Source organism: Mucilaginibacter sp. OK268, from assembly GCF_900103125.1.
Classification (GTDB): Bacteria; Bacteroidota; Bacteroidia; order Sphingobacteriales; family Sphingobacteriaceae; genus Mucilaginibacter.
In genome coordinates this window covers 13,584-36,974 of the sequence record NZ_FNJV01000005.1, presented here as the reverse complement: position 1 = coordinate 36,974, position 23,391 = coordinate 13,584, and the positions used below count along the sequence as shown (strand labels likewise).

Below are 23,391 nucleotides of genomic sequence, written 5' to 3'. Positions count from 1 at the left end.
ATATGCATTTTTTATTGATATACACTTGTAATTTTTAAATTGTAGTATATATTTGATTTAAACAATATTAAATTGGGTTTGTCCCAACTGCGATATTGTTACCAATTATTTATATTCGTTAGCTTAACAAGTCTGTCATTGCTACTTTCCTCTTGTTATTCACACAAAAAAGCAGTTCAGTCAAGTTTACCTTATTCCGATAAAATCAACTGGCCAGAAGGCTATAAACCATCTGAATCTGATTTTTTCATACACAACGAAATAGACATTAAAGCTTCGCCTCAAGTGGTTTGGGATATTTTTATCAATGCTGCCAAATGGCCGGAATTGAACAAAAAAGCTGAAGGTATTAAGCTGGTAAATTCACCTGATGGTAAGCTTAATTCATCCAGTGTTTTTATCTGGTCTCCGGCAGGTAAATTCACGTCAACTATAAAGGAATTCAAACCTCCTTATAACGTAGCCTGGCTGGGGGAAACCGATAATAAAAAAATTACCATTTATAATGCATGGATGATTATCCCAACCAAAGAAGGCTGCAAAGTTGTTTCAGACGAATCCCAAAATGGACCTAAAACAAAACTGGAGAAAATCTTTGCACCTAATATGGTTCGTAAAGATCTTAAGAATTGGTTAATAAGGCTGAAAGAACTGTCAGAAAAACAATCAAACAATTAAAACAAAGGAACTATCGCTCCTTGGGTCATGGGCCAGATAAAGCTAAGGTCAACTGTGTATAATATGTTATTACAAACCGATAATCAATCCTCATTGCCGATGAAGTATGGCATCATATAAGCGTTAGCGGTCAACAACTAAAGCAACTCAAATGGAAGACAAAAAAGAACGTCTGATTAATCATACACTTAAGCTTTTTATCAACCGTGGCATCATCGGTGTAACAATGGATGAAGTGGCAAAGACTGGTTGCTTCTTTTTGAAATACCTCGAGTAAGCGACCATAGGCATCGGCTTGTATTTCATACAATAGTTCATCCTTATCCTTAAAATACAAATAAATTGTACCAGGACTGTATTCTATCGCATCTGCTATACCCCGAATAGAGGTTTTAGCGTAACCATCCTCCAGGAACATTTTCATGGCAGCAGCCGTAATCAGCTCCCTCATCTCCGTTTTTTCGCGTTCTTTTCTTTCTGTAACTCCCATGCTTAATAAATGCGTTGCAAACGCAATGAACAATGTTCAGTATGCAAATAACACTCAATTGATGTATTAAAGGCGTTTAATTCCGGCAGATTGCTAACCTTTTAAAAATCGGCTAAGATTTCCTGATTTTTATTACCTTAGCTGACCTGACTTGTTCAATTATAACCAATTTTAACTGTTGCAAACAAAAACAGTTCACTCATTATCAATAGCTTTTCTATTGATTTTTAATTTTAATATATTACCTGAACAAAAACCATTCAGAATATAATTAGAATTGAGGCTGCGCATGTTTATATATTATACGTTTATTTAAAATTAAAATATGGGAAAAACTTTACTTCAAATTTTGGGTGTGGCTTTTTGGAATGATCTGCGTGTAACGCCATCCCGCTACTATTAGTTTTACTGTTGATATTTTCAAGCTTAGGGCCCCTCTCTATATGTCAGATTATAGCCATTATACTGATGAGTTACTTACCTTTCATTTAAAAAAAGGTGAGCAGGCTGCGTTTACTGAAATTTATAACAGGTACTGGAGACAAATGCTGGCCATTGCGTGGAATCACAGTAAAGATAGTGCTGTTGCCAAAGATATTGTTCATGATGTATTTATTTCACTGTGGGAAAAGTGTAACCAGGCTGATATTCGAAATCTACCGGCTTTTCTTGCAGGCTCCATCAAATTAAGTATCTATCATTATTATCAGAAGGAACAACGTCGCGGTGAACTAGCACAACAGCATTTTGATTTTGAAACCGTAGCTGATACTGAAGATAAGCTGGATGCCCGTTTTCTGCAACAATATATCGACAGCATAGTGGAAGAACTTCCGGAAAAATGTCGTTTAGTTTTCCGGTACAGCCGTGAAAATGGCATGAAAAACTCCGAGATCGCAACGGAGATGCAAATTACCGAAAAAGGTGTTGAAGCCAATCTTACACGTGCCCTTAAAATCATTCGGGGTGGTCTTAAGAAATATGGTGGATTAATACTGATATCTTTCCAATTATATCGATCTATCTTTTAAAATCAATCAATTGAGCAGCTTTTGAATAAAAATTAAAATTTATTTTAAAAAGGATATAGGGTAAAACGTTTTTCACGTAACATACCATTATAAAGCGCAATACCAATTGAACCGCCAAACCATTTATAACTTAATACAAAAGCACCAGGAAGGCCGGGCCACTGCTTCAGAGAAGCAAGCTTTGACTAATTGGTACAATAAAGTTTCAAACGAAGCATCTGAATTTCCGGAGGATGAAGATAGTGTTCATGAAGAAATGCTAACACGACTCCTGGGTGAGATCGACTTTCCAAAATCAAGATCTTTCCACTATAAAAAATGGGCAGTTGCCGCATCCATATTAATGATATTATCTGTTGGTGCCTTTTTTTTTGTCGGCAAACACAGGCAAATCACAAATTCAACCATCACACTTAATCAGCAAATTAAACCCGGCAGTAACAAAGCTTTCTTAGTGTTGGCCAACGGAACAAAAATATTCTTAGCCGATGCGAAGAACGGTAAAATAGCACAGCAAAAAGGAAGCCAGATAATCAAAACGACTGATGGTCAATTAATGTATAGCGCCAACCCTGACACTCCTACCGACGGCCCTCTGCAATACAATACGATAGAAACACCCAAAGGGGGCCAATATCAGCTGCTTTTGCCCGACGGAACCCGGGTATGGCTTAATGCGGCCTCATCTTTGAAATACCCTGTAAGTTTTGCTTCATTAAATGAACGAAAGGTTGAACTAAGCGGTGAAGCCTATTTTGAAGTAGCGCACAATAAAAATATGCCTTTCAAAGTGGTGACCAACAAACAGTTGGTCGAAGTTTTGGGCACTCATTTTAACTTGAATGCTTATCCGGATGAGCTTAACACCAAAACCACACTTTTAGAAGGGGCCGTTAAAATTATAGCGGGGAATAAAAATACGACACTAAAGCCGGGGCAGGAAGCCGACCTTACAACCACACTTAAAGTATCAGAAGTTGACCCTCGTGACGCCATAGATTGGAAAAATGGCTTCTTCAGATTTGATTATGATGATCTGGAAATTGCTATGCGGCAAATAGCAAGATGGTATGACGTAAAAGTTGTGTATGAGGACGAAAGCGTTAAAAAAGAATTATTAGTTGTTGTTACTACCCGTTTTTCCAATATATCAACCTTATTGAAAACGATAGAAAAAACCACTGATGCCCGATTTATCATTGAAGGTTCTACTGTCAGAGTTACCAAAAACAAACAAACCCAATTATAACATAACCTATTTTAATTTAAACTGAGAAGAAAATGAAAGATTCCAGCTGACAAAAAGAAAATAGTTTAAAAGCAGGATCAGAGACACTCGCGATGTCTCTGACCTTAAAGCTTCTTAAATTAAAACGCTATTGGAGATAACAATTTTAACATTAACCAGCCTAAACAAATGTACAAAAATTTTACTACAAACATTTGTACGCCTTCGTGCTACACCAAGAAATTCCTTCTTATAATGAAAATAACGAGCCTTATACTCCTGCTTGCATTTATGCAGGTTAGCGCATCGGTCTTTTCGCAAAAAATAACTTACAAACAAAACAACGTTACATTAAAGCAGCTCTTCAGTGAAATCAACCGGCAAACTGGATATAATGTATTCTGGTCGCCCAAAGGGCCTCAAAAGAACTATACGTTGAGTGTCGACTTTAAAAACACCACTCTTGAAGAGGCCCTGAATACTGCTTTGAAAACTTTCCGACTCTCTTACATTATTGATGGCAAATCCATCATTATTAAAGAGGTCACTGTGGCGAAACCCACTGTTACACCGGCTCTAATTATAGCCGATGTAACTATAACAGGGTCAGTTAAGGATAGCAAGGGTGTGCCCCTGCCAGGGGTGAGTGTTTCTGTTGTTGGTAACTCTAAGCAGGGTACGGTAACAGATGTTAACGGTAAGTTTATTTTAGATGTGAAAGATAATGCTGTAATTAAATTAACTTTTGTCGGTTTTAAATCGCAAACGCTCACAGTAACATCCCAAACCAAGACATTTAATATTACGTTGGAAGAAGATGTGCAAACTGCGGATGAAGTGGTTGTAACTGCCTACAACAGAAAACAGTCACGCGAAGCCATAGTGGGATCCGTTACTACGGTAAAACCTGCCAATTTAAAAATACCTGCAAGTAACCTTACCAATGCGTTGGCGGGCCAGGTTGCAGGTATTATAGCCTACACACCAAGCGGGCAACCGGGGCAGGATAACGCGCAATTCTTTATCAGGGGGGTAACTACTTTCGGTTATCGTCAAAGCCCCTTGATCCTGATAGATAACGTAGAGTTAACTGCAAATGATCTGGCCCGCTTAAATGTGGATGATATAGAAAGCTTTTCGATATTAAAAGACGCGAGCGCCACCGCTTTATACGGAGCCCGTGGGGGTAACGGTGTTATCCTGGTTAAAACAAAAGAAGGTAAGGCCGGTAAAGCACAGATCAATGTGAGGGTCGAAAACGCCAGATCGCAATCTGTAAAAAGTATTGAGCTTGCTGATCCTATAACTTACATGAAACTTTATAATGAGGCTACCATTACCCGTAACCCATTGGCCGAACGTCCTTTTTCAGCTAATAAAATAGCCAATACAGAGGCTGCAATGAGGGGCGATCCGGGAAGTAATTCCTATGTATACCCTGCTGTCGACTGGCTTGGTTTGCTATTTAAAAAGCATACCGATACACAGCGTGCAGATATGAGCATACAAGGCGGTGGCGGTGCAGCGCGCTATTACGTTGCCGGCTCATACAGCAATGATAACGGTATATTAAGAACCGACATCAGGAACAATAATAACAATAACGTTAAGTTCACCAATTATCAGTTGCGTTCAAATATAAATATCAATGTAAGTGATAAAACAGAGCTTGTTGTTCGTCTGTCGGGCACATTTAACCAATATAATGGGCCACAAAGTGCTGATGGAGGCTTTTCAACCGATCTTTACAACGAGGCAACACATACCAGTCCGGTTTTATTTCCGGCTTATTTTGAGCCTGATTCTGCCAATCTGAATGTTAAACACATTCTTTTTGGTAATGTACCCGGAACAAGTCCAAACACAACACAAACGCGTAATCCGTATGCCGATCTGTTACGGGGGCATAAAAACTCTAACGAATCAAGGTTGCTTGCCCAATTGGAGCTAAATCAAAATTTAGAGTTTGTAACCCAGGGTTTAAATTTCCATGCCATTTTTAGTACAAACCGTTATGCCTACTTTGAATCAAGCATGGCCTATAACCCCTTTTATTATACTATCGGTAATTATGATAAGGCATCAAACCAGTATACCTTACAATGGATAAATTCCCAGCCCGGACAGGCCCAGGAATACCTTAACTACAACCGGGATACAGGATCTGATAATCTGCAAACCCAGCTTTATCTGCAGGGGGTATTGGAGTACAGCAGAACCTTTGGCACTAACCATTCCATAAGTGGGGCTTTAATTGGCACCCGGCAGCAGCAAGTATATTCCAATAACAAAGACCCTGATATTCAGCAATATACACTACAATATTCATTGCCTTATCGAAACCAAACGCTTGCCGGTCGGGCCACCTACGCATTTAAAAGCAAATATTTTCTGGAGTTTAACTTTGGTTATAACGGTTCTGAGCGTTTTTCTGATAACCACAGGTTGGGGTTTTTCCCAACTATCGGTGCATCATGGGTCCTGTCTGAGGAGAAATTCTGGGGCGATCTGTATAATGTGTTTGATCGCTTTAAGCTGCGTGCCAGTTACGGTTTAGTAGGTAATGACCAGATCAGCAACCGCAGGTTCTTCTACCTGTCTGATGTGAATCTTAACGGTGGCGGAGGTGCTTCATTCGGCACCAATAACGATTACAGTCACGGTGGTGTTAGCATCAATAACTATGAAAATGATGATGTAACCTGGGAAAAATCTAAACAACTTAACCTGGGTCTGGAATTCACCGTTCTTAAAAACTTCAATGTAACTGCCGAGGTTTACAAAAACAATAAATATGATGTATTGCAAAACCGGAATAATATACCTTCAACAATGGGCCTGGAAGCGGCCATAGCTGCAAACATTGGTAAAGTAGAGTCAAAAGGGATTGATATCCAGATTGATGGTAAAACAAGCATAGGTAAGGGCGGTTTTTTATCTGCAAGAGCAAATTTCACCTATACAGCAAACAAATATGTTCAGTATGAAGAGCCGGACTACAATGAAAAATACAGGCTTTTAACCGGACAGCCGCTCAATCGCAATTTTGGTTATGTAGCCGAGCGCTTATTTGTTGATGATGAGGAAGCGAGAAACTCACCAACACAAATTTTTAGTACAAATGGCTTCCCGCCTCAAGGGGGTGATATTAAATACCGTGACCTTAATGGCGACGGCAAAATAGATGGCGCCGATCAAACATTCCTGGGCGATCCAACCATCCCTCAAATAGTATATGGTTTTGGTGTAAGCGGAGGCTGGCATGGCTTTGATCTTTCGGCATTTTTCCAGGGACAGGCAAAGGTTTCTTTCTTTATTGATCCGGCTCGTACCAGTCCTTTTATACAAAGCCCTGATAACTACTATAACGGTAATACACAATTACTGAAGGCCTATGCCGATAACCACTGGTCAGAAGATAACCAGAATTTATATGCCTTATATCCAAGATTAGGTATTAACGGCGCTCAAATAGAAAACAACAGGCAAAACAGTACCTGGTGGATGCGCGACGGTAGTTTCCTGAGGCTTAAATCGGCCGAATTAGGATATACCCTGCCGGATAAAATTGCTAAAAGCTTAGGAGTAAGAAAGACCCGCATATATTTTAACGGTTTAAATCTGCTTACCTGGAGCCCCTTTAAAATGTGGGATCCGGAATTGGGCGGCAGAGGGTTTAACTATCCTATACAAAAGGTATTTAACGTAGGTATAAATGTTAACCTGTAATTATTAACTGACAATTTGTTTAAGAATATGAAATCATATTACAAATATTTATTCATGGTAGCCTTGGCAATTACGGGTGTATCATGTAAAAAGTACCTTGATGTTGTCCCTGACAATGTTGGTACTATTGATTATGCCTTCAGAAATCGTAATGAGGCCGAAAATTATCTTTTTGGATGTTACAATGCACTGCAAAACTTTGCTAACGTACAAACAAATGTAGGTTTTGTAACCTCGGGAGAAACCCTTTTTCCAAATGACCTTACCGATAACAATAGTGTTAACACGCAGGGTTTTAACCTGGTGCGCGGAACGCAGAGCGCTCAAACCCCGGCGCTTAATTATTGGGATGGTGAAGGTAGCGGCCAGGCATTATTTAAAGCTATCAGGAAGTGCAATACCATGCTCGAAAATATTGATAAACCTATTGATCTGAGCGCAGCTGAAAAGGAAAGATGGATAGCTGAAACAAAATTTTTGAAAGCTTACTATAATTACTACCTGTACAGGATGTATGGCCCTATACCTATTATTGATGTAAACCTGCCTATTAATGCCACAACAGACGAAACAAAAGTAAAAAGGGCACCGGCAGATTCTGTAGTAAACTATATAGTCAGACTGCTTGATCAGGCTGTACCCGGTTTGCCTCCGGTTATTCAAAACCAGGCCCAGGAACTGGGACGCATAACAAAAACAATTGCCCTGTGTGTAAAGGCAGAGGTACTGGCCACTGCGGCAAGCCCTTTATTTAATGGCAACCCTGATCTGTCATCATTAAAGAATAAAGATGGTCAGGTGCTTTTTAGTGCGACCTATGATGCTACAAAATGGGACAGGGCAGCCGCCGCATGTCTTGATGCCATTAAAAGCGCCGAAGCAAATGGGGCCAGGTTACATATAACAACCGACCTTACAGCAAACATTCCTGCAAACCTTACCGATTCGTTAAAGAAGGTATTAAACCTGCAAACTACCATTACCGATAAATGGGAAACAAACCCTGAACTGATATGGGCATTAAACGGGCATTTTGGGTTTGGTAACCAGGAATATTTTATGCCCAGGTTAACCGCAGACGCCGCAAGTAGTTTAATTGCTCAGGGAACTATTGCCGCTCCAATAAGCCAGCAGGAATTGTTTTATACCAACAATGGTGTGCCCATTAATGAAGATAAAACCTGGGATTACGCCAACCGCTACACCAAACAAACCAGTGATAATGCCAACAGGTTTTATATCCACAACGGCTATGAAACTGTAAAAGCGCATTTCAACCGTGAGCCAAGGTTTTATGCCGATCTGGCCTTTGATGGCAGCGTATGGTATGGCAATGGCAAGTTGGGTAATGGGGAAGACGCCTATTTTGTTGCAGGCAAAGGCCCTTCATCATACGCGGGCCCAAAAGACTATATCCGTTTAAATGAAACAGGTTACTGGCCAAAAAAATTGGTTAATTATTTAACAGTTTACGATAAAACCATGACCTGGGAAGATTTCCACCTTCCGGTAATAAGACTTGCAGGTATGTATTTACTATATGCCGAAATACTGAATGAGCAAGGAAAAACCTCGGCTGAGGTGATACCTTATATTGATAGAGTTAGAACAAGGGCCGGGTTACCAGGGGTTGTTGATGCCTGGACAAATTATTCAAAAACTCCGGGCAAGTTTACCACGAAAGATGGTTTGCGCCAGATCATACACCAGGAAAGACGGATTGAGCTGGCCTTTGAAGCTCAAGCCGGATGGGATCTGCGCCGATGGAAGGAATTACAAGATGTTATGGCCAAGCCATTACAGGGTTGGAGTGTTTTTGAAGAATCATTTGTGAACTATTACCGTCCGCACACCATTATAACTCCTGTTTTCAATACCCGGAATTATATGTGGCCAATAAAGGCAGATAATCTTATAATTAATAATAACCTCGTACAAAACCCCAACTGGTAATCTGCCAACAAAAGGATTTTAACAGATAATTGAAAAATTATGAAAAGTATATATAAATATTCATTGCAGCTTTTTATGGGTTTGCTAATGATAGGCATAATTTCCTGTAAGCGGAATGATGGTTTTAGTACCAGTCCGATATCTACAGATAAAACTAAACCCGGCGTAGTTACCAATATTAAAGTGGATAATTTTAACGGAGGCGCTTATATAACTTATGATCTGCCCAATTCCGAAAACCTGCTTTATGTATTAGCCAAATACAGTATAAGAGATAAGGTTGGCAGAGAAACCAAATCATCATACTATAAAGATACCGTAGTAGTGAACGGTTTTGCGGAATCAAAAGACTATCAGGTTACCTTGTATGCGGTCAGCAAAGCCGAGATAATGTCTGATCCGGTTACAGTTACTGTACACCCCCAAACACCTGTTTACAGGTTAGTAAGGCCAAGCGCTGCTATATCACCAGATTTTAGCGGGGTTAATATAAAAGCATTAAATCCATTAAAAAAAGATATAGGAGTAATAGTAACCGCCTTTAACGATGTAACAAAGGCTATGGAAGTAGAGGAGCAATACTTTACAAAAAGCGATACCATTGATTTTTCGGTTAGGGGCTTTAAATCAACAGCAAGAGATTTTGGCGTATATATTACCGATGAATGGGGAAATATTTCAGACACCCTTAAAGCAAATCTTACTCCATTATACGAAGAATTATTAGATAAGAGCCAATTTGCCACCTATACCCTACCAAGTGATGCCCCGCTTTATGAAAATGGCAGTAGTGGATGGACAGTTAATAAGTTATGGGATGATAAACTGACTGACCCAGGCTGGCACACCGATTCAAATGTCCAGCCCCCCTTTGTCTGTACTTTTAGCGTAGGCAAAACCTATAAACTAAGTCGCTTTATGATGTGGGGGCGCAGAGGTTTTGAATATGGGCATGGTAACCCCCGCGATTTCAGTATTTGGGGCACTAACAAAACACTGCCGGCCGACGCTCTTTTACCTGTTAACTCCGCTGTAGGTACAGTTGTAGGCGATTGGACAAACATGGGTAATTTCCATTGGCCGCCACCACCGTCTGGTTTGCCATCAACAGCTGTTAATCAAAGTGATAGGGATTTCTTTAACCAAGGTGCGGGCTTTAATGTACCGTTTGATGCGCCTTCAGTAAAATATCTGCGGATCAATGTAGGAAGAACATGGGAAGGTGGAACGCTTGCACATATAATTGAGGTTTCATTTTATGGCAAACCTGAATAGTGTTCAGGTTTATAAAAGCATGAATTAATTACTTATTAAAATAAGAACATGAAAAATCTTCTATATACGCTGTTTGGCTGTATGTTATTAATCATAATGTACGGTTGCAATAAAACACAAACAGACTTTAAAAATTTGCTGGGCGATCACGAAGTCGTTTATACAGGTGCAGTAAACGCAGTAGTTACTCAGCCCGGAAATTTGCGGATAGGCCTTAAATGGAAATCAAGCTCAGATCCAAGTATCGTTAAATATGTAGTATACTGGAATAACAAGGCCGATTCTCAAATAGTCAAAATTTCAACTAAAACAGATAGTGTAAGGACCACTATAACCGGGCTCAAGGAGTTTGTTTACACTTTTACTATATATTCTTTTGATGCAAAAGGCAATAAATCAATTCCTTTTGAGGTAAATAATATAAAAGTTTACGGTCCTGTTTATGCTGGTACCCTGCTCAACAGGGCCTATAACGGAACACGCCCGTTTAAAAATAATGCCGACGGATCTGTAAAACTAATATTTAACACCCCTGATACTATTAACATAAATACAGTAATCAGATATACCAATACATCTGGTACAACAGTTTTAATGAATCTTTCGCCGGATAGTAATTCTGTTACGCTGCCCCATTATAAACAGGGAACCAAGATCCAGTATCAATCTTCATATATTCCCGAAAGAGCCGCCATTGATACCTTCGTGGTCGACAAGTTTGATGATTTTCCGGATATCACACTACTTTATGTTGAATGTGATAAAAAACTGTTTAAGGAAAATCCGCTCCCTAATGATGCGGGAACCTACGAAGCACAAACAAGCGTCAGCAAACTTTGGGACGGAAGCGTTGGCCCGCAGGAGTATCCAAATATTTTCCACAGCGATGGAGACCACCCCTTACCTCACCACATCACATTTGATATGGGTGCTGTGTATACTAATTTAGGCAGAATTGAAGAAACAGGCCGGGGCTCTAATCATAATCCGATCGACTTCGAAGTATGGGGAATTGCAGATATTAAGAATGCTGCCACAACCTTAAAAGGAAATGACCCTGGATGGGAAGCAGAAATGGTAGCAAAGGGCTGGACCAAACTTCAGGATTGCATTAGAACCGACGACGGAGTTCAACCCAAGAAATTTGATTTTAAGAGCAACCCTCCTCCGGTGCGTTATATTAGGATAAGGATTAAAAAAGTTGCAAGCGGTAGTACCAACTCAAGTAATATGAGTGAACTTACCTTTTGGAATATAGAATAAGTATTTCATGATCTGAAGAAAAGGTTCCCGGGAATAATTTTCCGGGAACCTTTTTTGTTTACAAAACTGTGGTATTTGGTTTTTGAATGACACTTACCAATACAATAAGTCCAATTAAGATTGGTCTGTTGTTGCAAGCGAGGCAAAGTTCAAAGAAAACAGGTCTTGATTTCAAGTAAAAAATTTGAAATTTTCTTTTCAGAATTTTTACCCCCATATTAGCCACTGCAATCGATAACAAACCAGATATCATAACGTTTTGGATATATGGTTTTCAGATCGTAATTGCATACCATATTAATTGAAATTTTATGATCCTAATTATCCTAAACATTATTTTTTGTTTATCATTTTTGGTATTTGCCTACCTCAATTTAAATGATGTTGATCCCTGGCTTTGGGTGCCCATCTATCTGAGTGCTTCTATTAGCTGTGGTTTGGTTGTCTTTGGTAAATATTACCATACCATATGGCTTTTATTGGTGGCTTTTTATCTAGTTTATGCTATAATCCTGTTTTTTGCTAAGGATGGTGTACGTGACTGGATTACGAAATATAAGAAGCCAAGCCTGGTTGAAAGTATGCAGGCTACCAAACCTTACATTGAGCAAACGCGTGAATTTTTTGGATTATTAATTATTTCAGCCGCATTGCTGATCAATTATTTTGCTACGTGAGTATTTCATGCATATTCGTAATATTTCATTACTCACCTCATGATTTGATTTTTTATGCCTATTTATGATATAGCAAAAATAGAGGCCGCTATGGCAGGTATTATCAAGGCTAATGTTTCACCTGATACCTGGATATGGCTTCAACAGTTTAATAAGCTGCCAAATGATTATTCTGCCCTGAATACAGCGTTTATGATCATTCCCCGAAAAACAGGAAAATCAGCTGTAACGATCAATGATTCGTTTAAAAACTGGACTATTGACAGGCTATGCCGGGTATGGTTGCTTTTGCAATGGGATACTACGGATCAGGACAAATATTATCAAACTATTGAAAATCTGTTTTTATCAGCAGAAATGAATGAATCGGTGGCATTATATTCCGCATTGCCCTTTCTCGCTTACCCTGAGATATGGATAAAGCGATGCGCCGAAGGTATCCGTAGTAATATCGGCTCCGTTTTAGAGGCTATTATGTATAACAATCCGTATCCACTTGTGTATCTGGATCAAGCCGCCTGGAATCAATTGATATTAAAAGCTTTTTTTACCGAAAAAAGTGTGCCGTCAATACTTGGTTTGGATAAGCGGGCCAATAAAGAGCTGGCATCAATACTTAGCGATTATGCCCGTGAACGATGGGCGGCCGGTCGTAAGGTAAATCCAACATTATGGCGATTAGTAGCGGGGTTTATTGACGAGAAAATTTTTGAAGACATCAAAATTGGTCTTGCCCGTGATGATATGGCCGAAAAAGAAGCAATAGCCCTGGCCATTTCAGAATCCAGCTTTGAGCCTGCAAAGCAATGGTTAAGTAATATTCCTGAATTAAAGTCGGTGGTAACCGATAAAGCATTAAATTGGGATAAGGTATCTATAAATTAAAAATATAATTATGTGTTGTAGTCATTCGATAGAAAAAGATAAGGAGGAGAGAAAAGCTCTTGAGGCATTTGATTTAAGTTCTGTAAAGGGCATGAAGTTTTTTGACCCTCATGTTCACATGACCTCCCGCACCACAGATGATTATCAGGCTATGGCCGACGCGGGTGTTGCGGCCCTTATTGAACCTGCATTTTGGCTGGGTCAGCCGCGTACCGGCCTGGACAGTTTTAGAGATTATTATAGCAGCCTGATCGGATGGGAGAGATTTCGCTCATCCCAATTTGGAATAAAACATTACTGTACAATCGGGCTGAATTCAAGAGAAGCTAATAATGAACCTTTAGCCGAGCAGGTGATGGAGCTTTTACCTTTGTTTGTTTACAAGGATGGCGTTGTTGGTATCGGCGAAATAGGTTTTGATGACCAGACTGCTGCTGAAGAGAAATACTACCGACTACAATTAGAGCTGGCCAAAGAAGCCGGTTTGCCCGTACAAATCCATACTCCTCACCGCGATAAAAAGAGAGGCACCCAACGTAGCATGGATATTGCTTTGGAACATGGCCTGGACCCGTATAAAGTAATTGTTGATCATAATAATGAGGAAACTGTTAAAGAAGTACTCGACCGTGGCTTTTGGGCTGCTTTTACCATTTATCCATTCACAAAGATGGGTAATGAACGTATGGTTGACATTGCTGCACAATATGGACCTGAGCGTATCATGATCAATTCAGCTGCTGATTGGGGGATCAGCGACCCGCTGGCTGTCCCTAAAACTGCTGCATTGATGAAAATCCGTGGCTTAAGTGATGCGGATATCGAACTAATAACCTATCGCAACGCCATAACCGCCTTTGCACAAAGTGGCCAGATTGACGAAGCCGATTTCGCGACTCCGAAAAACATCGATCAAACCGAAAAATTTGAAGGGAACACGATTCTGCGTGGAGGGCAGCAACCGCGTATAGATAAATCTTCCATTATTATCAGCTAAAGTCATAGTGAAAAAAATATTCATTTATTTACGGATGATGCGGCCCGCCAATATCGTTACCTCGGTGGCCGATGTATTGGCTGGCATTGCCATTGCCGGTGTGTTTACAGCTACCGTTGCAGGTCACTGGCTTTCCATAATATTACTATGTTGTTCCACAGCTTGTTTATACGGTGGCGGGATAGTTTTTAACGATGTTTTTGATGCCAATTTAGATCGTATAGAGCGCCCTGAACGAGCCATCCCAAGTGGTTTGGTCACCTTAACAGAAGCAACGCTACTGGGTGCAATATTGCTTTTAACAGGCATAATCCTGGCAGCTCTGCATAGCTTAACATCGGGGTTATTTGCTTTAGCAATCGCGTTTTTTGCTTTATTGTATAATAAAGCGGGTAAGCATCACTCCTTTTTTGGCCCTTTAAACATGGGTGTTTGCCGGGGTTTGAATCTGCTATTGGGCGTTAGTATAATTCCAGCCATGCTCTACACTCATTACTGGCTTGCCTGTATCCCGGTTATTTACATATTTTCTATCACCATGACAAGTCGGGGTGAGGTACATGGCGGTAATCAAAAGAACCTGTATATAGCTGCCTGCCTTTACGCGATAGTTATAGGTTCCATTCTGTATTTTTCCTTTATCAACCAGCAATGGTTATGGTCGCTTATTTTTCTATTGCCGTTTGCGTGGATGATATTTAAGCCATTGACCAAGGCTATCCAACAACCCATTGGTAAAAATATCGGCGCAGCGGTTAAAGCGGGCGTTATATCATTAATATTGATGGACGCAGCCTGGGCAGTCACCTTCAGCTCCATTTACCCGGCTTTATGTATCGCTGCCTTATTACCGATATCCATGTGGTTGTCCAAACTTTTTGCTGTTACCTGATCTCATTATGCTCATTAATAAATCGTCTCAATACCCATATCATATGGATACGCTACATCAATCATTTACTGTAAAATTTAGTTATGATGTTTTTTTCACATCTGCACTTTTTGACACTACCAATAAACTCATCAATGATTTTTTAACCGGCAGCAACCCTTCCGTTTCGGTAAAAAAAATTCTTTTTGTGATTGACAATGGCGTAGCAAATACTCATTCTGCTCTGGTCAGTCAAATAAAAGATTATTTTATCCGACATAACCAAACGCAGTTGGTACAGGATATATTGATTATTCCAGGTGGTGAAACGGTAAAAAATGATACCCGGTATCTGGACCAGGTTTTAGAGGCCATCAACATTCACGGGATAGACCGGCATTCTTTTGTGGCGGTCATAGGTGGAGGAGCCGTATTGGACATGGTTGGCTATGCAGCTACCATTAGTCACCGAGGCGTTAAACACATTCGCATACCAACTACTGTTCTATCACAAAATGATTCTGGCATAGGCGTTAAAAACGGTATCAATTACTTTAGTAAAAAAAACTTCCTGGGCACATTCTCCCCTCCTGTGGCGGTTTTTAATGATGAATTGTTTTTGAGCACCTTATCAGACCGCGACTGGCGATCAGGCATAGCAGAAGCTATAAAAGTTGCCCTGATTAAGGATAAAGACTTTTTTATCTGGCTGGAAGAAAACGCCACCTTATTAGCACAGCGCGACAAGGTTGCTATGAACTATCAGATATGGAAATGCGCTCAATTACACCTGGAACATATCCGCGGTACTGATCCTTTTGAAAGTGGCTCGTCGCGTCCTCTTGATTTTGGGCACTGGAGCGCGCACAAATTGGAATATCTCACCAATTTTGAGGTCAGGCATGGTGAGGCGGTAGCTATGGGGATCGCTTTAGATACCGTATACTCCAATTTATCAGGCCGTTTATCAACCGATGAGTCACAAAGGGTATTGAACCTGATCCAAAAATTGGGATTTGAACTTACGCATCCCTTACTTCAGGTTGAACAGGATGATAGCCCTATATTATTGGGTTTACAAGAGTTCCGCGAACACCTGGGCGGGCAACTAACCATTACGATGTTAACCGCAATAGGCAAAGGCGAAGAAGTTCATGAAATTGATGCTGGGATCGTTAAAAAAGCAGGTGAAATTTTACATGAGCTCAACCAGCAGGCAACGCACAACCTTTCATCTTCGATCTTATGAAATTAGATTCAGGACATTTAACCTTCTGTACAAATATTTATGCCGGTGAAAGCTGGGCTGCTCATTTTGCCGTTTTAAAAGAAAGCTTCCCGGTAATTAAAAAAGACCTATCGCCTCATGAACCTATGGGAATAGGCCTCCGCCTTTCAAACCAGGCCAGTATAGAGATATTGAAGGATAATCATCTGGAGGAATTTAAACAATGGTTAAAAGCTGTTGGTGGGTATGTTTTTACAATGAATGGCTTTCCTTATGGTGGCTTTCATCATACCAGGGTTAAAGACCAGGTACACGCCCCCGACTGGACTACCCATGAACGCGTAGCTTATACTATCCGATTATTCAATATACTGGCAGTACTACTACCCGAGGGAATGGATGGGGGGATTTCAACATCTCCCTTAAGTTATAAGCCTTGGTTTACAACGGCTGAAGAAAGCGAGCATGCTAAAAACGTCGCTACACAAAATATCCTGGCTGTGGTCGAAGCATTACATCACATACAGGAGTCCACCGGCACTTTATTACACCTCGATATTGAACCTGAACCGGATGGTTTTCTGGAATCGGGACCGGAATTTATCAACTGGTTTGAAAACGATCTGCTCGTAATAGGTAAAGCCTATTGTTCTGAAAAATTAGGTATAAACCAGGATGAAGCAGAGGCACTGTTGAAAAAGCACGTTTGTTTATGTTATGATGTCTGTCACTTTGCTATTGGTTATGAACCACATACAGCCAGCATTGAACAGCTCAGGGCAAAAGGCATTCAAATTGGTAAAATTCAAATTAGTGCCGCGTTAAAAGCCCAGCTTCCGGTATCACCGGCCGAAAGATCAAAAGTACTTGACGAACTTTCAAAATTTGATGAACCTACCTACCTTCATCAGGTTATTGCCAAACGTAATGATGGTTCGCTGATACGTTATCCTGATCTTTCAGAAGCATTGGCAGACGGACAAAATCCGGACGTTACGGAGTGGCGGGCACACTTTCATGTCCCGATCTTTGAGGAAGACATGGGCGTAGTTAAATCTACCCAAACAGATATTACAGAAGTACTTTCACTCCAAAAAAACAATCCATTCACGCATCACTTGGAAGTAGAGACCTATACCTGGGAGGTTTTGCCTTCGTCGTTAAAAATCCCCTTGAATGAATCAATTATCAGGGAATTGGCCTGGGTTAAAACAAAATTATTATCATGAATAAAACAGTAGTAATTGATATTGTAGGATTATCATCTTCGGTAATAGGACAACATACGCCCTTTCTTCAACAATATATCGCCCAAAAACATATAAGCACCATTGAGCCTTTGTTGCCTGCTGTTACAACCGCGGTACAATCAACCTATTTAACAGGCAAATTCCCATCGGACACAGGTATTGTTGGTAATGGCTGGTATGATCATGCCGATAGCGAGGTAAAATTCTGGAAACAATCAAACAAACTCGTTCAGGGTGAAAATATATGGGATAAAGCCAAAAAAGAAGACCCATCTTTTACCTGTGCCAATATGTTTTGGTGGTACAATATGTATTCATCAGCAGATTATTCGGTAACACCCCGCCCAAATTACCTGGCCGACGGACGTAAATTACCCGATTGCTACTCCCATCCGGCTGAATTACGTGATCATTTACAAAACAAACTGGGCCAATTCCCCCTATTTCAGTTTTGGGGACCTGGTGCCAACATTAAATCAACAAAATGGATTGCTGATGCCGCCATGGAGAATGAAGAATTGCATAATCCTACGCTTACCCTGATCTATCTCCCCCACCTTGATTATTGCCTTCAGAAATTCGGGCCCGATCTGGCTAAAATTGGTAAAGAACTGCAAGAGATTGACGAGGTGGTTGAACAGCTGATAACCTTTTATCAAAGCAAAGGGGCCCGTATTATATTACTTTCTGAATATGGTATTGCTCCGGTAGATAACCCCATTCACCTTAATCGCATATTAAGGGAACATGGCCTTTTACAAATCAGAACAGAGCGTGGATTGGAGCTGTTGGATGCTGGTGCATCTAAAGCATTTGCAGTGGCCGATCACCAGATAGCCCATATCTATATCAATGATAAAACGATAACCGAACAGGTAAAAACCTTACTGCAGGGTATACCTGGTGTAGAATTGGTACTTGACAAAGCAGAACAGTTTAAACATCATATCAACCATGAACGCTCGGGCGATCTGGTACTGATGGCGGCTGAGAAAAGCTGGTTCACCTACTATTTCTGGCTTGATGATGCCAAAGCACCTGACTATGCACGGTCAGTTGACATTCATAAAAAACCGGGCTATGATCCGGTGGAAATGTTTATGACATCAAAATTAAGGGCGGGATACAAACTTTTAAGAAAAAAAGCAGGCTTAAGGTATGTGATGGACGTTATACCACTTGATGCTACTTTAATAAAAGGATCACATGGCCGAATTGGTATTTCTGAAGCTTATAAACCTATTATCATTACCAATGAAAGTAATGATATCAAAAACATCAACGCGACTGATGTTTTTGATATCATATGGCAGCATCTGCATTAATCAGGATATTGCACTTGCTTAAATTAACGTGAGTTCGATATAGGGAATGAGGGCTCAATACCAATAAAAAATGTCATTTCGAACGAGGTACGAGGAGAAATCTTTTACGATATGCTAATTTGAACAGCATTGCGTAAAAGATTTCTCCGCACCCCACCATTTTGTCCGTCGCTGTTTGTCGAAATGACACGGGGGTTCTTATACCTAACTCAGGTTAAATTAGATGATTAGTTAGCCGTACCGGCATCTCGCTTTGTTTCCAGCGCGGTGCGTACACTGGCTGGTAAATTGGAGAATAAGGTATATCCCGTAGCATTTTCAATATCTTTTACCGTAGTAATATATTGAGTCCAGTCTGTGCTGAGGGTGTTGATATTAGGTGTATTTACAGCTATCACCCGTGTGTCAGTGGTAATACGACTCAGGTCGTTATTTCCATTGGGGATAACCACGATCACCTTCCAGATGTTGGAAGGTACAACCACATGTCCTCCATCTACGGTGGTAGCCGAGCCTGCAGAACCCGTGCCGCCTGAGCCATAACTCCCCATAACTACATAGATTTCATTACCCGCGGTTACTAAAGTTCGCCCATAAGCTTCCAGATTGGCCCAGGTATGCTCATTATTATTCGGGGCTTGCGGGATCATATTATCCATTAAAAAAGTAGCTTGGTTAGCCGCTGTGGTAGAAGTCCGGTCGGCGCTTGGGCAGTTATGTCCCCGGTCAAAGCCCGAGCCTGAATAACTGGTATTGGAAACTTCATACCAGCCGGCAGGTAAATTGGTATCTGCCCGGAAATCATTAGAACGATTAATAGAACCTAATGACGTACTACCTACATACCAGCTTACCCAGTTGGGTACGCCTTTATCACGATTATAGCTCTCGATGAAATAAGTTTGATCGATCAGGTAATTATCCGCATTAGCAGTACTGCTCGTGGCAGCGCTTGGATTACCTAACAACAGGTTGGTATTATCAGCAGTTGAACTTCCTGATCCCCCTCCCGTTCCACCGCCAGAACCCGAGTCAAAGCTATTGATGGTAAAATCATCAATATTAATCCGGTTAGTACCACCAGAAGTCTTTCTCAGTTGAAAACGTAAAGAACCGGATTGGTTAACGTTAAAAGTAGCCGCGTTTAAAGTGGTGCTTGATGCGGTTATCTCAATAGATCCCACTTGTGTATAACTGCTTCCTCCGTTTGAGGAAACCCATAACTGAAATGCCGAAGATCCGTCGGTACCATAAACCGCGTAATTCATAGTAACGGTCGAAGCACCTGTACTGACATCAAAGTTCATACTTAATGTCCCGGTATTACGGATACGAGCAGAGCGGCTGCCGTTTTTCCGATCAGAGGTACTGGTTCCGATCAAAGCATCATCAAGATTCCAGGAGCCACTATTCAGCGTAACATCAGCCGCCGCATACCCGGTCTTTGATCCGGACTCAAAATCTTCATCAAAAGTTTGTACCACAGTCTGAGTTTTTGCTTTGGTACTGATCGTTGCAGGATCTGTTGGAATTGGGCTTACTAATGATTTCTGGCAGGATATCAATAGCAGTGATGAGATAAGGAGAACAAATGAGGACCGTTTTAATTGCATAATATTTATTTTAGTTTATAATGCAATAAAATTAAGTCAGGCAATATTAGCCCTTGATTAAATGATTGTTTTTTAATTATTAAGAAAATTGGAGACCATTCCAATAAATCACCTTCAATTCGATAAGCGCTCATCGTGCCATGTCAATATGAATTGACGTTTAGCAAATAATATTTATACAAAAAACATGGTTTACACTTTTTTCCGGAAATAAAACACAACTAATTGACTAACAATTATCTACATACATGTTAACCATAAAAAGTGTAAACCATGTAAACCCACTTTTTTGTTGATTGAGTCAACCGGATAATAAAAAAAGCCATTCTCTTTTAAAGAAATGGCTTTTTTGATATTGCTATAAATAATTTACTGCTTCCGTCTTTTCCGCTCTTTCACTATTAAACTCAGCTCACGGCTCATTTGGCCGGCTATAGCTGTGTTTTCCTGTGCCCGTCTGAATAAATAGGGCAATACCGCCTTTATTGGGCCGTAGGGAACGTATTTAGCTACATTGTACTGGGCATCTGCCAGGTTAAAGCTCAGGTTATCGCTCATCCCTAATAGTTGCGAAAAATACACGTGAGGGTGTTTATGATCAATTCCTTTGGTATCTAAAAGCTCGGCCAGTAAACGGCAGCTTTCTTCATTGTGGGTACCTGCAATAAAAGCAATTTTGTCAATGTGAGTTGTACAGTAATCCAATGCAGAATCATAATCCAGATCGGTAGCTTTTTTATCCAGTTGTATTGGTGACGGGTAACCATTTTCTGCTGCACGTCTACGTTCTTTTTCCATATAGGCGCCGCGAACAATTTTGGCTCCCAAAATAAATCCTTCACTAAGTGCAATTTCATGGTCGTTTAATATAGACGCCAGCTTATCATGCCTGTACATTTGATAGGTATTATAAACTATTGCCTTTTTAGTATTAAAACGGCTCATCATGGTTAGCGCCAAAAGATCAATGGTTTCTTGTATCCAGCTTTCTTCGGCATCAATCATCACGGGTACGTTATTGGCATGGGCCTTATCACATATAGCTAATACCCTATTTTGAACTCTTTGCCATTCCTTTTCTTCTTCTGAATTAAGCTGTAGTTTGGCATCCAGTTTCTCCAGCAACGCAAACCGGCCAACACCGGTTACCTTAAAAACAGTAAGCGGTACAGCTTTGTCTGAAGTTGCACGTTCTATGGTACGGATAATCTCATCACGGGTACTGTCAAAAACAGCTTCGTCATCCTCCCCTTCTATGGAGTAATCTAATATGGTACCAACTCCACCGCTATTCAAATTCTTAATGGTATTATTACACTCAGTAATGGTTTCGCCACCACAAAAGTGTTTAAATATGGTTGCCTTGATCAGGCTTTTGATAGGTAATCCTATTTTAATAGCAAAGTTGGTTACCGGAGGCCCTATCTTTACTAAAAAGTTAACATTGATTATCCTGAATAACCAGTAAGCCCGGTTAAGATCAGCATTGGATGAGTGACGGAAAGCGATTTCTGTATTTTCAAAAGAGGGCTTAACCTGTTGAGTTTTATTGTTCGTTTGGTTAGAAAGCATCTGCAAAATTATAAAATGATATCTCAATATTCCATGAATAGTTTATTTTTGCCGCTCCATGATAGAATTTAAATTAATAGGCGACCATATTCCAATGATACAGCTGCTAAAAGCTGCCCAACTCGTATCAACAGGCGGAGAGGCGCAAATAGTTGTAAGTGAAGGAGAAGTAAAATATAACGGAGAGGTTGACTATCGAAAACGCCTTAAAGTTAAACGTGGAGACATCGTTGAATTTAGGGGGAATAAAATCTTGGTAATATGATAATGGATACCATTCAAAGCGACAACTACCCTATATATTTTAATAACAGCATTGACGAACTGGTTAACTTTGTAAAAAAAGGAGCCTATTCTAAATTCTTTATTTTAACTGACGAAAACACGGGCGTTCATTGTTTACCACTTGTAAAAGGTAAATTAGATGAGCTTGGTAATTACGACCTTATTGAGATAAATGCCGGCGAGGAGAGCAAGGACATCGATTTTTGCATCGGCGTATGGAAAATGCTGATAGATTTTGGTGCCGACCGCAAAAGCTTAATGATAAACCTGGGTGGTGGCGTTGTAACCGATCTGGGGGGCTTTGCAGCCTCAACCTTCAAAAGAGGAATTGATTTTGTGCATGTACCCACTACCCTGCTGTCACAGGTAGATGCCTCTGTAGGTGGTAAAACTGGTATTGATATTGATAGTATTAAAAACATCATAGGCACCTTTACCCAGCCCAAAGCTGTATTTATTGAATACGATTTTTTAAAAAGCCTCCCTCCACGACAAATACTTTCAGGTCTTGCAGAAATGCTTAAACATGGCCTTATAGCCGATGCCGCTTATTGGAATGAACTTAAAACAAGCGATCTAAAAAACCCTGCAATTCAACTGGTTTATCGTTCTGTTGAGATAAAAAATGTGATCACCATTGAAGATCCTACAGAAAAAGGCATCAGGAAAGCTTTAAATTTTGGTCATACCATTGGTCATGCAGTTGAAACCAATTCTTTGATCAACGATAAAGACCCACTATCACATGGCGAAGCTATAGCTATCGGCATGATCTGCGAATCATACCTTGCGCACAAAAAAACTGGGTTGAGCGCGGAAGAATTAAACGAGATCACCCGCGTATTCAGCGACCTTTATCCAAGATATACTATCAAAGAGAATAGCTTTGAAACCCTGTTTGCTATCATGCAAAAGGATAAAAAGAACCAGGATAATAAAATAAATTGCACTTTGCTTACCAAAATTGGGCAATGTAATATTGATAATATCTGTACAGAAGCCGAACTTCGTGAAAGTTTAATGTATTACATTAATTTGTAA

19 protein-coding genes are annotated in these 23,391 nt (G+C 40.3%); 16 read left to right on the top strand and 3 right to left on the bottom strand.

What is annotated here, in order from left to right:
- Window positions 1-138: 138 nt before the first annotated feature.
- Window positions 139-678 (top strand): SRPBCC family protein, encoded by a 540-nt coding sequence (locus tag BLR84_RS16780; protein WP_176852089.1) that lies wholly within the window; start codon window positions 139-141, stop codon window positions 676-678.
- A 130-nt stretch (window positions 679-808) separates the two neighbouring features.
- On the opposite strand, the gene BLR84_RS16775 is transcribed toward BLR84_RS16780, so the two are convergent.
- Window positions 809-1,168: a TetR/AcrR family transcriptional regulator gene (locus tag BLR84_RS16775; protein ID WP_090470440.1), complete on the bottom strand. Its 360-nt coding sequence runs from the start codon at window positions 1,166-1,168 to the stop codon at window positions 809-811.
- Window positions 1,169-1,611: 443 nt separating this feature from the next.
- On the opposite strand from BLR84_RS16775, the gene BLR84_RS16770 reads away from it, so the two are divergent.
- From BLR84_RS16770 to BLR84_RS16710, 13 genes are all read left to right on the top strand, one after another.
- The gene (locus BLR84_RS16770) at window positions 1,612-2,199 is read left to right on the top strand and encodes an RNA polymerase sigma-70 factor (protein ID WP_090470438.1); all 588 of its coding nucleotides are present in this window, start codon (window positions 1,612-1,614) and stop codon (window positions 2,197-2,199) included.
- A gap of 106 nt (window positions 2,200-2,305) precedes the next feature.
- On the top strand, window positions 2,306-3,448 hold the full coding sequence (locus BLR84_RS16765) for a FecR family protein (RefSeq protein ID WP_090470436.1): 1,143 nt from the start codon (window positions 2,306-2,308) through the stop codon (window positions 3,446-3,448).
- Window positions 3,449-3,682: 234 nt separating this feature from the next.
- Window positions 3,683-7,156: a TonB-dependent receptor gene (locus BLR84_RS16760; protein WP_090470434.1), complete on the top strand. Its 3,474-nt coding sequence runs from the start codon at window positions 3,683-3,685 to the stop codon at window positions 7,154-7,156.
- Window positions 7,157-7,183: 27 nt separating this feature from the next.
- The gene (locus BLR84_RS16755) at window positions 7,184-9,109 is read left to right on the top strand and encodes a RagB/SusD family nutrient uptake outer membrane protein (protein ID WP_090470432.1); all 1,926 of its coding nucleotides are present in this window, start codon (window positions 7,184-7,186) and stop codon (window positions 9,107-9,109) included.
- 39 nt (window positions 9,110-9,148) lie between these two features.
- Window positions 9,149-10,384 (top strand): DUF4959 domain-containing protein, encoded by a 1,236-nt coding sequence (locus tag BLR84_RS16750; protein WP_090470430.1) that lies wholly within the window; start codon window positions 9,149-9,151, stop codon window positions 10,382-10,384.
- 48 nt (window positions 10,385-10,432) lie between these two features.
- A complete protein-coding gene (locus tag BLR84_RS16745; protein ID WP_255366969.1) occupies window positions 10,433-11,647 on the top strand; it encodes a DUF4998 domain-containing protein in 1,215 nt (404 codons plus the stop codon).
- A gap of 311 nt (window positions 11,648-11,958) precedes the next feature.
- On the top strand, window positions 11,959-12,324 hold the full coding sequence (locus tag BLR84_RS16740; protein WP_090470428.1) for a transmembrane 220 family protein: 366 nt from the start codon (window positions 11,959-11,961) through the stop codon (window positions 12,322-12,324).
- Window positions 12,325-12,378: 54 nt separating this feature from the next.
- Window positions 12,379-13,209 carry an EboA domain-containing protein gene (locus BLR84_RS16735; protein WP_176852088.1) on the top strand — a complete coding sequence of 277 codons (831 nt, stop codon included), beginning with the start codon at window positions 12,379-12,381 and terminating at the stop codon, window positions 13,207-13,209.
- A 91-nt stretch (window positions 13,210-13,300) separates the two neighbouring features.
- Entirely contained in the window at window positions 13,301-14,206 is a 906-nt protein-coding gene (locus BLR84_RS16730; RefSeq protein WP_255366968.1) for a TatD family hydrolase, read from the top strand.
- A gap of 7 nt (window positions 14,207-14,213) precedes the next feature.
- Complete coding sequence (eboC, locus tag BLR84_RS16725; RefSeq protein WP_255366967.1) at window positions 14,214-15,098, top strand: UbiA-like protein EboC; 885 nt, start codon at window positions 14,214-14,216, stop codon at window positions 15,096-15,098.
- A 43-nt stretch (window positions 15,099-15,141) separates the two neighbouring features.
- Window positions 15,142-16,326 carry a 3-dehydroquinate synthase gene (locus BLR84_RS16720; protein ID WP_369829184.1) on the top strand — a complete coding sequence of 395 codons (1,185 nt, stop codon included), beginning with the start codon at window positions 15,142-15,144 and terminating at the stop codon, window positions 16,324-16,326.
- Window positions 16,323-17,534, top strand: coding sequence for a metabolite traffic protein EboE (gene eboE, locus BLR84_RS16715; protein ID WP_090470422.1), 1,212 nt, complete (start codon window positions 16,323-16,325; stop codon window positions 17,532-17,534). Before BLR84_RS16720 ends, eboE begins: the two co-directional genes overlap by 4 nt.
- Entirely contained in the window at window positions 17,531-18,880 is a 1,350-nt protein-coding gene (locus BLR84_RS16710; RefSeq protein WP_090470420.1) for an alkaline phosphatase family protein, read from the top strand. Before eboE ends, BLR84_RS16710 begins: the two co-directional genes overlap by 4 nt.
- A gap of 227 nt (window positions 18,881-19,107) precedes the next feature.
- Here the strand turns inward: BLR84_RS16710 and BLR84_RS16705 are convergent, their stop codons facing one another.
- Window positions 19,108-20,493, bottom strand: coding sequence for a DNA/RNA non-specific endonuclease (locus tag BLR84_RS16705; protein WP_090470418.1), 1,386 nt, complete (start codon window positions 20,491-20,493; stop codon window positions 19,108-19,110).
- A gap of 369 nt (window positions 20,494-20,862) precedes the next feature.
- Window positions 20,863-22,065, bottom strand: a complete 1,203-nt coding sequence (locus tag BLR84_RS16700; protein ID WP_090470416.1) for a proline dehydrogenase family protein — start codon at window positions 22,063-22,065, stop codon at window positions 20,863-20,865.
- Window positions 22,066-22,123: 58 nt separating this feature from the next.
- Between BLR84_RS16700 and BLR84_RS16695 the strand changes: the two genes are divergently transcribed.
- Together BLR84_RS16695 and aroB are read left to right on the top strand one after the other, a co-directional pair.
- On the top strand, window positions 22,124-22,330 hold the full coding sequence (locus BLR84_RS16695; RefSeq protein ID WP_090470414.1) for an RNA-binding S4 domain-containing protein: 207 nt from the start codon (window positions 22,124-22,126) through the stop codon (window positions 22,328-22,330).
- 2 nt (window positions 22,331-22,332) lie between these two features.
- Window positions 22,333-23,391 carry a 3-dehydroquinate synthase gene (gene aroB, locus BLR84_RS16690; RefSeq protein WP_090470412.1) on the top strand — a complete coding sequence of 353 codons (1,059 nt, stop codon included), beginning with the start codon at window positions 22,333-22,335 and terminating at the stop codon, window positions 23,389-23,391.